The following is a 12,228-nucleotide window of genomic DNA, read 5'->3' on the forward strand; positions in this document are numbered from 1 at the left end:
CAGTGCCGGGCAGTCCAGCGGGGCGCGATCCGGTGGCGCCCTCTCGGCGGCGGCGACCAGCGGCAGGCGCAGCACGAACAGGCTGCCCCGCCCCGCCCGGCTGGCCAGCGTCAGCGCGCCGCCCATGCCTTCGGCCATTTGCCGCGCGATGGTCAGGCCCAGCCCGGTGCCCGAGACATTGCGCGACGCGCTTTCATTGCCCTGGGTGAAGGGCGAGAACACCGCCGCCCGCTGCGCAGTGGCAATCCCGCTGCCGGTATCGGCAACAGTGATCCGCAGCCAGCCCTCGCGGCGGTGCAGATGCAGCCGGATCCGGCCGCTTTCGGTGAACTTGACCGCATTGCTGGTCAGGTTCAGCAGAATCTGGGTGATCTTCTGCCCGTCGCCCAGCAGCACGGGCGGGATCGCCGGGTCCAGATCGCCTTCAACCGAGATCGGCTTGCCGGCCGCCAGCACCCGGGTCTGCGCGATCACCTCGTCAAACACTTCGACCGGGTGATAGGGCGCATGGGCATAGCGGATCTGCCCGGCTTCCAGCTTCGACAGGTCCAGCACCTGGTCGATCGAGCCCAGAAGCTGGCGCGCGGCATGGCGCATGTCGTTGATGTGGCGGCGGGTGGCCGGGGTCTGCCCCTCGGCCAGCACCAGATCCGACAGGCCGGTGATCGCATTCAGCGGCGTGCGCATCTCGTGGCTCATATTGGCCAGAAAGGCCGATTTCGCCCGGCTGGCGGCCAGCGCGTCATTGCGCGCCACCACCAATTCGGCGGTGCGCTGGTCCACCTCTTCCTGCAGATGGTCGCGGTAGCGTTCCATCCGCATCACCGTGCGGCCGAAATCCCGCGCCAGGACCGAGATCTCATCCTCGCGGTTCCCCCCCCCGCGCGTCACCGGCAGGCCGTCCAGCCGGAAGGTGCCGCTTTCGCGATGCGACCGCGCGGCCTTGGCCAAGGCGTTCAGGGGCGAGATGATCCGGTCGCGGATCAGCAGGAACAACAGCCCCGCGATCAGCAGCGCCTGCAGCATGGTCGTGGCCATCAGGGACAGCGCCCGATAGCCCAGATCGTCGTAAAGACCGGCATAGTTCAGCCGCACCGACAGGCTGGCAATCGGATCGGGCCCGGCGCGCCCGTACAGCGCCAGATCATGTGTCGCCACCAGCCAGTCGGCCGGCACGATCCGGCTGAGCGGCCAGACCGGCGCGCGCGGCCGGTCGGACTGCGCAACCAGATCGGGAACCGCGACCGAGGCCAGTTCCTCGGCGCTGAACACCTGATCGCGGATCCGCACCTCTTGCACCAAGGGCGTCTCGGCCAGACGGTCCAGCGTGGCCTGAACCGCGGCCAGATCCAGATCCCAATAGGCGCTTTCCAGCTGCGGCAGCGCGGCCTGGATGATCCGGCCATGGTTTTCCAGCGCCAGATCAAAGCTGCGCCGGTAATCGCTGATCGCCGAGACCGCGCCCAGGCCCAGGCCCGACAGAATGGAAATCCCGACCGAGGCATAGGCGATGCGGCGCGCCAGGCTGGATCTGCGCAGCGGCATCGGATCAAAGCTCGCCATGGCGGGCAAGGATGCGGTCGACCTGCCCCGATGCACGAAGCTCGTGCAGCGCCGCCCGCATCAGCGCGGATTTCTGATCACCGGCGGCATCGCGGCGGAAGCCGACATAGCGCGGCACCTCGGCCAAGGGCGGCGCCAGGATATGCACCCGGTCGCGCACGCCCAGCCGGTCCGCCGCAAAGCGCAGATTGGCCGCCCCGCCCAGAACCGTGGTGACCCGGCCCAGAAGCAGCTTGCGCAGGCTGGTCAGATCGTCGATCGAGCCTTCCCGCACAAAGCTGTCGGCCGTGTCGAATTCGGGCGTGTAGGTAAAGCCGTTCACGACACCGATCCGGTGGCCGGCCAGCCGGGCGATGTCATAGCGGCCCTCGGCCTGCCCGGCCCGGTCGGCGACCCCTGCCCCTGGCCGCGCAGCCGCGACCTCGGCGCCGACCCGCGGGTCGTCGGCGCGCACCGCGAAGGACAGGCGCGTCGGCCGCATCGGTCCGGCCATGTTCCAGAAGGCAAAGCGGTCACGCGTCGGGGCAAGCTGAAAGATGCCATCCGCCCCGCCGGCCTTGAAGGTCAGAATCGCCCGCGGCCAGGGCAAGGGGCGGATCTGCAGCGACAGACCCAGCAGACGGGCGGCCTCGGAGATGATCTCGACGTCGATTCCGATGAAATTCGGACCGCTGTAATAGTTGTAGGGCGGAAAATCTTCCATCGCGGCCAGCGTCCAGATCCGCGCTTCGGGCCGTGACAGCGCCGGCAAGGGCAGCGCCGCGGCGCCAATCGCCCCCAGCCCCGCCTGCACCAGCCCTCGGCGCGAGATCGCTCTGGCACCGGCTGCGAAGCCCTTGTTCTTGCGAAGAAAGCGCATCCGATCCGCCTGTTCCGCCATCGCCCTGCGGCCCCCCGGACGGCCGCGCCAGATTGCCCATCGCCCCCGGCCGCGCCGCCCTGCCGGGACCGGGGGCGACGAAAATATTGCCCTCGCAGGCCAATATTTTTGTCTCTCACGCCTTCGCGAGCGGCCTTGCTAGTCCTTCGCACGAATGCACAGGGAGTTCCATTCCATGAAAAAAGCCATCCTTGCCGCCCTTGCCGCCAGCGTCGCCCTGACGCCGCTGGCCGCCGCCGCCGAGGCCTGCCAGAACGCCGCGCTGAAGCGCATTCTCGACAAGGGCACGCTCGTCGTCGGCGTGAAGGCCGATTACAAGCCCTGGGGCTATCGCGACACCGATGGCGCCATCGTCGGGCTGGAGCCGGACATGGCGAAGAAGGTGGCCGACACGCTGGGCGTGAAGGTCGAGCTGGTGCCCGTCATCGCCTCGAACCGGATGCAGTTCCTGCAGCAGGGCCAGATCGACCTGATGATCGCCACCATGACCGACACCGCGGACCGCCGCGAGATGGTGGGCATCAAGGGGCCGAACTACTATGCCTCGGGCACGGCCGCGATGACGCCCAAGGCCATGGGCCTGACCCAGTGGGAAGAGCTGCGCGGCAAGCCGGCCTGCGCGATCCAGGGCTCGTTCTATCTGCAGAACATCGAAAAGAACTATGGCGCCACCATCGTGGCCTTCGGCAATGCCGCCGAGGCCAAGCAGGCGCTGCGCGACAAGAAATGCGTGGCCTTCATCTATGACGACACCACCATCGGCGCCGATCTGGCCGGGGGCGGCTGGGAAGATTTCGAAATGTCGCTGCCGGTCGAGGATTTCGCCCCCTGGGGTCTGGCTGTCGCCAAGGAAGAAGAGAATTGCGCCCTGGGCCAGATCGTGTCGGGCCTGCAATATTCCTGGCACCGCGATGGCACGCTGATCGCGCTTGAAAAGGAATGGGGCGTGAAGGCCAGCCCCTTCCTGGCCGAGATGCACGAGCGTTTCGCCGATCCGCTGGCTGACTGAGCGCCGCGCCGATGATCGACACGATACAGGATTTCTTCCGGGATCTGGCCGCCAGCGCGCCCCATTGGAACTTTGTCTGGATCTATGACGACCACCAGATGAACCGGGTGCTGACCGGCCTTTGGATGACGATCAAGCTAAGCGTCTTCTGCCTGATCTTCTCGGTGATCATCGGCATCGTGGGCGCCTGGGCGCAGGGGGCGAAAAGCAGCCTCCTGCGCGCGGCGGTGGCGGGCTATGTGCAATTCTTCCGCAATACCCCGCCGCTGCTGCAGCTGCTGTTCTTCTATTTCGCACTGGGGCAGTTCACCCCCAGCTACAGCCCCGATGGCTGGCTGGAAGTGCCGCTGATTTCCAGCGTCGGCTGGGCGATCATCTCGCTGTCGTTCTTTGCCGGCGCCTTCAACATCGAGATCTTCCGCGCCGGGATCGAGGCAGTGCCGCATTCCACCCGCGAAGCCGCGGAATCGCTGGGGATGACGCGGCTGCAGACCTATACCAATGTCGTCCTGCCCCTGGCGCTGCGCATCTCGCTGCCCTCGCTTTCGGCCAATCTGATCAATCTGGTGAAGACCACGAACCAGGCCTACGCGATCGCGGTGCCCGAACTGCTGTATCAGTCGGTGGCGATCTGGAACGATTACCCCTCGGCGCAAAACCCGACCATGCTGCTGCTTCTGGTCGCCTATCTGGGCCTGGTCGGCATCCTGTCGCTGGGCATGGGCAGCTGGGAAAAGAAACTGAGGATCCCCGGCTATGGCGCGTAATTCCCTGATCCGAACCGCCGATGTCAAAGGCGCGCTGCCGGTGCTTTTGCCCTTCGCGCCGCGCGGCCCGGCCTTTGACGCGCTGTTTCTGGTGCGCTGGCTGGGCGGCATTCCGGCCTGGCTGATCGCGCTTGCCGCGCTGGCCGTGCCGGTCATGGCGCTGGCCCAAAGCGGGATCGGCGCGGAAAGCCCGTTCGACAAGCTGCTGCGCTGGATGCCCTTTCTGATCAGCAAGGGGTTCATGTTCAACATCCTCATCTCGTTCCTGGCCATGGCGCTGGGAACGCTGGTGGGCGCGCTGACGGGGCTGGCGCTGATCTCGCGCCTGGCGCCGCTGCGCTGGCTGGCGCAGGCCTATGTCTCGTTCTTCCGCAATGCGCCCTGGCTGGTGCTGCTGTTCATCATCCTTCTGGCCTTCCCGTTCCAGATCACGCTTTTCGGCCACACGGTCCCGCTGCCGGGTTGGGTGAAGACGGTGATCGGCCTGGCCTTCCCGCTGTCGGCCAATATCGCCGAAGTGGTGCGCGGCGCGGTGCAGTCTGTGCCGACCGCGCAATGGGAAGCCTCGGAATCGCTGGGCTTTTCCCGCCGCCAGACCATCTGGCAGATCATCCTGCCGCAATGCGTCAAGCGCATGCTGCCGCCCTGGATGAACTGGTATGCCATCCTGACGATGTCGACGCCGCTTTGCTCGCTTCTGGGGGTGGACGAGATCATCAGCCTGACCCGCCAGGCGATGGAGGCCGAGGGCAACCGCCCCGAGCTGCTGATGCCCTTCTACAGCTTCGCGCTGCTTCTTTTCCTTGCCTATTGCTACCCGATCGCCCGTTTCACCCTGTGGCTGGAACGCCGCGTCGCGGTCAAGAACTGAAAGGCTTCCCGATGACCCCCTGGACCCCCGACCAGCCCCTTGTCTCGATCCGCAATGTCCATAAATCCTATGGCGACATCGAAGTGCTGAAAGGCATCAGCCTGGATGTTATGAAAGGCCAGGTGATCTGCATCATCGGGCCTTCGGGATCGGGCAAATCAACGCTGATCCGCTGCATCAACGCGCTGAACGACATCCAGTCCGGCTCGATCCTGGTCGAGGGCCAGGAAGTGCATGATCCGAAGCTGGACAAGCTGGCGCTGCGCCGCAAGGTCGGAATGGTGTTTCAGCAATACAACCTGTTCCCGCACAAGACCGCGCTGCAGAACGTGATGATGGCGCCGATCAAGGTGCTGAAGGAAAACCGTGCCGAGGTCGAGGCGCGGGCGCGCGACCTGCTGAAGAAGGTGCGGCTTGAGGGCAAGGAAAACCACTATCCCGGCGAATTGTCGGGCGGCCAGCAGCAGCGGGTGGCGATTGCCCGCAGCCTGGCCATGCGCCCCGATGTGATGCTGTTCGATGAAGTCACCGCGGCGCTTGACCCCGAAACCGTCAAGGAAGTGCTGGTGACGATCAAGGATCTGGCCGCCGATGGCATGACCTGCATCCTGGTAACCCATGAGATGGGCTTTGCCCGCGAAGTGTCGGACCATGTCTATTTCACCGACAAGGGGGTGATCGTCGAACATGGCGCCCCGGCCGATTTCTTCGGGAACGCGCAGGATCCGCGCACCCGCGCCTTTCTGGATCAGGTGCTTTAGCGCCGGCGCGGCACGGCGGCGTCCGGCCCCTCGGGGCCGGTATCCCTGCCCTCGGCCCCCCTGCCCTCGGCCCCCCGGCTTTCGCCCCCCCTGCTTTCGACCTCGGCGGCCTTGCGCCGCCGCCCGGGTGGCTGGCCGTAGCGCGCGGTGAACAGCCGCGTCAGATGTGCCGCACTGGTGAAGCCGGTCAGCAGCGCGATCTCCAGCACCGACAGCGCGGTCTGGCGCAGCAGCTCATCCGCCTTGGCCAGCCGCAGGTCGCGGTAAAAGCCCATCATCGGCTGGTCGAATTGCGCCGCGAACAGCCGTTGCAGCTGCCGGGCCGAGCCGCCGGACAATTGCGCCAGCTGTGCGGGGCCCAGCGGATCGGCCAGATGGCTGGTCATCAGGTCGATCGCCGCCTCCAGCATCGGGTGATGCAGGTCAAAGCGCTGCCGGGCCCCGGCCTGTTGCGGCTCGTCGGCCATGCGCAGCCGCGGATGGATGAACCAGTCCGACACCGCCCGCGCGAAGACCGCCCCATGTTCGCGGGCGATCAGCGCGCCCATCATATCCATCGCGGCCACGCCGCCCGCACAGGAAAACCGATCACGGTCAATCACATACAGCGCCCGCTCGATCAGAAGATCGGGGGCGTATTCGGCCAGCGCGTCGATATGTTCCCAATGCAGGGTGAAGCGGCGACCGCCCATCAACCCGGCCTTGGCCAGGATCGCAGCCCCCCCCGAGATCCCGCCCAGGGGCACGCCGCGATGCGCAAGGGCCCGCAGCGCGCGGTTCAGGTTGCGGTCCTCAAACAGCATCGGATTGCCGCCGGCCACCACAAGCGCCAGATCCAGCGGCGCCAGATCGGTCTGGGCCAAGGCCGAAAGCGGCTCGGTCTGGAACCCCCCGCCCGAGGTCGAGGCGGCAAACCCGCCGGCGCCCGAAATGTAGCGGCACTGATACAGCGGGCGCCCGGCCAGATGGTTCGCCGCCCGCAGCGGCTCGACCGCCGAGGCCAGCGACATCAGCGCATAGCCCGGGGTCAGGATGAATGCGATCTCCACCGCGCGCCTCTTGCCTGTCCGGCGCCCGTCGCGCCGCCGGACCAAGCCTTAGCGGCGATGTCCGAAACAGACAAGATCACGTCCGACATGGTCAACCCAGCCGCCGCACGACGCCGTAAATCTGGAGGCAAGATCCCACAGGCAAGGATGCCGCGAATTGCGCTTCTCCGCACTCCGTGTATTTCAGCAGGCTTTGACGGGCCACAAGGGCTGGGGCCCGTTGTGGCGCAATCCCGATCCGCAGCCGGCTTATGATTATGTGATCGTGGGCGGAGGCGGCCATGGGCTGGCGACGGCCTATTACCTGGCCAACACCTTCCGCCAGGCCCGCATCGCGGTGCTGGAGCGGGGCTGGCTGGGGCAAGGCAATATCGGGCGGAACACCACGATCATCCGCTCGAACTACCTGCTTCCCGGCAATGAGCCGTTCTACGAATTCTCGATGAAACTGTGGGAGGGGTTGGAGCAGGAATTCAACTTCAACGCCATGGTCAGCCAGCGCGGGATCGTGAACCTGATCCATACGGATGCGCAGCGCGATGCGTATCGGCGGCGCGGCAATGCGATGCTGCTGGCCGGGGCGGATGCCGAGTTGCTGGACCGCGATCAGGTGCGGGCGATGATCCCCTTCCTGAATTTCGACAATGCGCGCTTCCCGATCAAGGGCGGGCTGTTGCAGCGCCGGGCGGGCACGGCGCGGCATGACGGGGTGGCCTGGGGCTATGCCCGCGGCGCCGACCGGGCCGGGGTGGACCTGATCCAGAATTGCGAAGTCACGGGCTTCCGCATCGAGGCCGGGCTCATCCGCGGCCTGGAAACCTCGCGCGGGTATATCGGCGCGGGCAAGGTGGGCGTGGCGGTGGCCGGGATGACCGGGCGTGTCATGGCCATGGCCGGCATGCGGATGCCGATCGAAAGCCATGTGCTGCAGGCCTTCGTGTCCGAAGGGCTGAAGCCCACGATCCCGGGCGTGATCACCTTTGGCGCCGGGCATTTCTATGTCAGCCAGTCCGACAAGGGCGGGCTGGTCTTCGGCGGCGATATCGACGGCTACAATTCCTACGCCCAGCGCGGCAACCTGCCGGTGGTCGAAGACGTGGCCGAGGGCGGCATGGCCTTGATGCCGATGATCGGCCGGGCGCGGCTGTTGCGGATCTGGGGCGGGATCATGGACATGTCGATGGACGGCTCGCCGATCATCGACCGCACGCCGGTCGAGGGGCTCTATCTGAATGCGGGCTGGTGCTATGGCGGCTTCAAGGCGACGCCCGCCTCGGGCTATGCCTTCGCGCATCTTCTGGCCACCGACCGGCCGCATGACACGGCACAGGCCTATCGGCTGGACCGTTTCGCCCGCGGCCATGTGATCGACGAAAAGGGCATGGGGGCGACCCCCAACCTGCATTGAAGGCAAGAAGATGCTGATCCCCCATCCGCTGCTTGGTCTGCGCGACGCGCAGGAATTCACCTATCTGGGCGATGCCCGCCTTCTGGACCGGCCCGACGGGCTGGCGCCAGACGCGGCCGAGGCCTTCGCCGATTACGTCTATCTGCGCGACAACCCCGCGGGGCTGCATCGCGAGCTGTGGTTCCACGAACAGGGCGACCGCAGCTGGCTGGTGGTCACCCGCGATACGGTAACGCATGAGATCCTGGGGGCGGAACTCGCCCGCGATGTCGCCCTGGCGCGGAGGTCGAAATGACAAGGCTTGCCGGCGGTCTGATCGACCGCAGCCGTGTGCTGAATTTCACCTTCAATGGCCGCAGCTATGCCGGCCATCCGGGCGACACGCTGGCCTCGGCGCTGCTTGCCAATGGCGTGCGGCTGATGGGACGCAGCTTCAAGTACCACCGGCCGCGCGGCGTGGTTGCTGCGGGCTCGGAAGAGCCGAATGCCCTTGTCACCCTGCGCGACGGCGCCCGGGCCGAGCCCAATACCCGCGCAACGGGGGTAGAGCTGTTCGAAGGCCTGACGGCGCGCAGCCAGAACCATGTGGGCCCCCTGGGTTTCGACATGCTGGCGGTGAATGACCTTCTGTCGCCCTTCTTCGCAGCGGGCTTCTATTACAAGACCTTCATGTGGCCGCGCGCCTTCTGGGAGAAGCTGTATGAACCCGCGATCCGCCGGGCGGCGGGTCTGGGGGCGCTGTCGATGCAGGCCGATCCCGACGCCTATGAAAAGGGTTTTCTGCATTGCGACCTCTTGGTGATCGGCGCCGGCCCCGCGGGCCTTGCCGCCGCGCTGACGGCGGCGCGGGCGGGGGCGCGGGTGATCCTGGCCGATGAGGATTTCCGGCTGGGTGGCCGGCTGCTGGCGGAAAGTCATCTGCTGAACGAGGCGCCGGCCCGGCAATGGGTGGCTGGGCTGGAAGCCGAATTTGCCAGCCTGCCCAATCTACGGGTGATGCGCCGCACCACGGTCTGGGGCGCCTTTGACCATGGCGTCTATGGCGCGGTCGAGCGGGTCTCGGACCACCTGCCCACCCCCGGCGAGGCGCCGCGCCAGACCCTTTGGCGGATCACCGCGAAACGCGCGGTTCTGGCCGCCGGGGCGACCGAGCGGCATATCCCCTTCGCGATGAACGACCGGCCCGGGATCATGCTGGCCGGCGCGCTGCGCGCCTATGCCAATCGCTGGGCGGCCTGCCCGGCCAAGCGCGTGGCGATCTTCACCAACAATGACGACGGCCACCGCACGGCGCTGGATCTGGCCGCCAAAGGGGTGGAAATCGCCGGCGTGATCGACCCGCGCCCGGATGCCAAGCCCTTGGGACCCTATCCGGTTTACGCCGGGTCCGTGGTCACCGATACGCGCGGCAGGCTGGGCCTGTCCGCCATCGCCGTGACGCGCGAAGGCCAGACCCAGTGGCTTGACGCAGGCGCCCTGGGTGTCTCGGGCGGGTGGAACCCGAATGTGCATCTGGCCAGCCATCAGCGCGGCCGCCCGGTCTGGGATGACGCGCAGCAGGCCTTCCTGCCCGGCGCCGGCATCCCGGGCCAGATCGTCGCCGGTGCGGCGGCGGGCAAGGGCAGCACCCATGCGGCGCTGCACAGCGGGGCCGAGGCCGCGCGGGCCGCCCTTCAGGATCTGGGCCTGACGGCGCATCTGCCCGACCTGCCCCGGGCCGAGGATGGCGCCGCCCCGCCGCATCCGATCTGGCACGTTCCGGGCAAGAAGCGCGCCTGGGTCGATTTCCAGAACGATGTGACGGTCAAGGACATCAAGCTGGCGCATCAGGAAAACCTGCGGCCGGTCGAGCATCTGAAGCGCTGGACGACGCTTGGCATGGCGACCGACCAGGGCAAGACCGCCAATGTCACCGCGATCGCGGTGATGGCGGAACTGACCGGCCAGTCGATCGCGCAGACCGGCACCACGATCTATCGCCCGCCCTATACGCCCGTCTCGCTGGCGGTGCTGGGCGGCGGCGATACCGGCGCGCATTTCCGCCCCCGCCGCCTGACCCCCAGCCACAGCTGGGCCAAGGCGCAGGGCGCGGTTTTCGTGGAAGTCGGGCCCTGGCTGCGGGCGCAATACTTCCCCCGCCCCGGCGAGACCCATTGGCGCCAGGCGGTCGACCGCGAGGTGCTGGCCACCCGCGCGGGCGTGGGCCTGTGCGATGTGACGACGCTGGGCAAGGTCGATGTGCAGGGCGCCGATGCCGGGATCTTCCTGGACCGGCTTTATGCCAATGCCATGGCCAGCCTGAAGGTCGGCATGGTGCGTTATGGGCTGATGCTGCGCGAAGACGGGCATGCCTATGACGATGGCACCTGCGCCCGCCTGGCCGAGGATCATTACATCGTCACCACCACCACGGCCCAGGCCGGCCCGGTCTATCGCCATATGGAATTCGCCCGGCAATGCCTGTGGCCCGAGCTGGACGTGCAGCTGATTTCCACCACCGACGCCTGGGCGCAGGTCTCGGTCGCGGGGCCCCATGCGCGCAAGCTGTTGGAGCGGGTGGTGGACGGGTTCGACCTGTCGAACGCGGCCTTCCCCTTCATGGGCTGTGCGGCGCTGACCGTCTGCGGCGGGCTGCGGGCGCGACTGTTCCGCATCTCGTTCTCGGGCGAGTTGGCCTATGAACTGGCGGTGCCGGCGCGCTATGGCGCGGCGCTGATGGCGCGGCTGGTCGAAGTCGGCAAGGATCTGGGCGCCACGCCCTATGGCACCGAAGCCCTGGGCGTGTTGCGGATCGAAAAGGGCCATGCGGCCGGCAACGAGTTGAACGGTCAGACCACGGCGCAGATGCTGGGCATGGGCCGGATGGTCAGCGCCAAGAAGGATGCGATCGGCACGGTGATGACCCGGCGCGAGGGGCTGATGGCCGAGACGCGGGTTCTGGTCGGGCTGCAGCCGGTCGATGCCGCGCAGCCCGTGACCGCCGGCGCGCATCTGTTCACCGAAGGCGCGGCACAGGGCACCGCGACCGATCAGGGCTGGATCAGCTCGGCCTGCTATTCGCCGCATCTGGGCTCGATGATCGGGCTTGGCTTCCTGGCCGATGGCGCGGCGCGGATGGGCGAGGTGATCCTGGCCGCCAACCCGCTGCAGCGCCAAGAGGTGCGGCTGCGGGTGACCAGCCCGCATTTCATCGACCCCGAGGGAGGACGCCTGCGTGACTGACCTGACCCCGATCTGCGCGCTTGGCGCCGAGGCGCCGCAACAGGCGCGCTTCGGCGCCCTGCATCTGGCGGAAAATCCCGGGCTGGGCCTGGCCTCGCTGGCGCTGCGCCGCGGCCAAAGCGCCGCCGAACCTGCCCTGCCCGACCTGGTTCTGCCGGGCCCCGGCGGCTGGGCCGGCACGGCCGGTCTGGCGGCCTTCTGGACCGGGCCCGACATGTGGATGATCGAAGGGCCCGGCCAGGCCGAGGCGGATTTTGCCGCCCAGGTGAAGGCCTGGGCCCCCGGCGCCTCGGTCACCGAGCAGACCGATGCCTGGGCGGTGATCGAGATCGCCTCAAGCGCCGGGGCGGCCCCGCTTGAGGCGCTGCTGGCGCGGCTGGTGAACATCGACCTTGCGGGCTTCGGCCCCGGGCGGGCGATGCGGACCGGGCTGGAGCATCTGTCGGTCTTCGTGATCCGGCGGGCCGAGGACCGGGTGGCGGTGCTGGCGATGCGCTCGGCCGCCGAGACGGTCTGGCATGCGCTGACCACAGTGGCGCGGCGGCAGGAAAGGGGGGGACCATGACGGCCAAGGTGATCGACGGCAAGGCGTTTGCGGCGGGGGTGCGGGCGCAGGTTGCCGCGCATGTGGCGCGGCTGCGCGAGGAACAGGGGCTGGTGCCCGGTCTGGCGGTGGTGCTGGTCGGCGAAGACCCGGC

Annotated in this window: 11 protein-coding genes and 1 pseudogene; 9 read left to right on the plus strand and 3 right to left on the minus strand. The window is 67.6% G+C overall.

Annotated elements, in window-relative coordinates; genetic code table 11:
* Both K1Y73_RS19490 and K1Y73_RS19495 read right to left on the minus strand, forming a co-directional pair.
* Positions 1-1,545, minus strand: a 1,545-nt coding sequence (locus K1Y73_RS19490; protein WP_263626700.1) for a sensor histidine kinase, incomplete at its 3' end; no start/stop codon positions are given.
* Between the two features lie 4 nt (positions 1,546-1,549).
* On the minus strand, positions 1,550-2,422 hold the full coding sequence (locus K1Y73_RS19495) for a substrate-binding periplasmic protein (RefSeq protein WP_225029972.1): 873 nt from the start codon (positions 2,420-2,422) through the stop codon (positions 1,550-1,552).
* 196 nt (positions 2,423-2,618) lie between these two features.
* Here K1Y73_RS19495 and K1Y73_RS19500 point away from each other — a divergent pair, with 196 nt between their 5' ends.
* The 4 genes from K1Y73_RS19500 to K1Y73_RS19515 are packed head-to-tail and all read left to right on the plus strand — an operon-like array spanning position 2,619 to position 5,851.
* Positions 2,619-3,452, plus strand: a complete 834-nt coding sequence (locus K1Y73_RS19500; RefSeq protein WP_225029973.1) for a transporter substrate-binding domain-containing protein — start codon at positions 2,619-2,621, stop codon at positions 3,450-3,452.
* Positions 3,453-3,463: 11 nt separating this feature from the next.
* Positions 3,464-4,219 (plus strand): amino acid ABC transporter permease, encoded by a 756-nt coding sequence (locus tag K1Y73_RS19505; protein WP_225029974.1) that lies wholly within the window; start codon positions 3,464-3,466, stop codon positions 4,217-4,219.
* Positions 4,209-5,090, plus strand: a complete 882-nt coding sequence (locus tag K1Y73_RS19510; protein ID WP_225029975.1) for an amino acid ABC transporter permease — start codon at positions 4,209-4,211, stop codon at positions 5,088-5,090. Before K1Y73_RS19505 ends, K1Y73_RS19510 begins: the two co-directional genes overlap by 11 nt.
* 11 nt (positions 5,091-5,101) lie before the next feature.
* The gene (locus K1Y73_RS19515; protein ID WP_225029976.1) at positions 5,102-5,851 is read left to right on the plus strand and encodes an amino acid ABC transporter ATP-binding protein; all 750 of its coding nucleotides are present in this window, start codon (positions 5,102-5,104) and stop codon (positions 5,849-5,851) included.
* Here the strand turns inward: K1Y73_RS19515 and K1Y73_RS19520 are convergent.
* Positions 5,848-6,900 carry a GlxA family transcriptional regulator gene (locus tag K1Y73_RS19520; RefSeq protein ID WP_225029977.1) on the minus strand — a complete coding sequence of 351 codons (1,053 nt, stop codon included), beginning with the start codon at positions 6,898-6,900 and terminating at the stop codon, positions 5,848-5,850. The two genes, K1Y73_RS19515 and K1Y73_RS19520, sit on opposite strands and share 4 nt — an antisense overlap.
* Before the next feature lie 157 nt (positions 6,901-7,057).
* Between K1Y73_RS19520 and K1Y73_RS19525 the strand changes: the two genes are divergently transcribed.
* The 5 genes and pseudogenes from K1Y73_RS19525 to K1Y73_RS19545 all read left to right on the plus strand — a co-directional run.
* Positions 7,058-8,308 carry a sarcosine oxidase subunit beta family protein gene (locus K1Y73_RS19525; protein WP_225029978.1) on the plus strand — a complete coding sequence of 417 codons (1,251 nt, stop codon included), beginning with the start codon at positions 7,058-7,060 and terminating at the stop codon, positions 8,306-8,308.
* Between the two features lie 10 nt (positions 8,309-8,318).
* A complete protein-coding gene (locus K1Y73_RS19530) occupies positions 8,319-8,603 on the plus strand; it encodes a sarcosine oxidase subunit delta (protein WP_225029979.1) in 285 nt (94 codons plus the stop codon).
* Positions 8,600-11,530 carry a sarcosine oxidase subunit alpha family protein gene (locus K1Y73_RS19535; RefSeq protein ID WP_225029980.1) on the plus strand — a complete coding sequence of 977 codons (2,931 nt, stop codon included), beginning with the start codon at positions 8,600-8,602 and terminating at the stop codon, positions 11,528-11,530. The genes K1Y73_RS19530 and K1Y73_RS19535 overlap by 4 nt, the downstream gene beginning before the upstream one ends.
* Positions 11,523-12,095 carry a sarcosine oxidase subunit gamma gene (locus K1Y73_RS19540; protein WP_225029981.1) on the plus strand — a complete coding sequence of 191 codons (573 nt, stop codon included), beginning with the start codon at positions 11,523-11,525 and terminating at the stop codon, positions 12,093-12,095. Before K1Y73_RS19535 ends, K1Y73_RS19540 begins: the two co-directional genes overlap by 8 nt.
* Positions 12,092-12,228: pseudogene (locus K1Y73_RS19545) on the plus strand (bifunctional methylenetetrahydrofolate dehydrogenase/methenyltetrahydrofolate cyclohydrolase); the annotation flags it as partial. The gene K1Y73_RS19540 and the pseudogene K1Y73_RS19545, both read left to right, overlap by 4 nt.

The organism is Xinfangfangia pollutisoli, from assembly GCF_020179405.1.
In the GTDB taxonomy this organism is placed as follows: Bacteria; Pseudomonadota; Alphaproteobacteria; order Rhodobacterales; family Rhodobacteraceae; genus Pseudogemmobacter; species Pseudogemmobacter pollutisoli.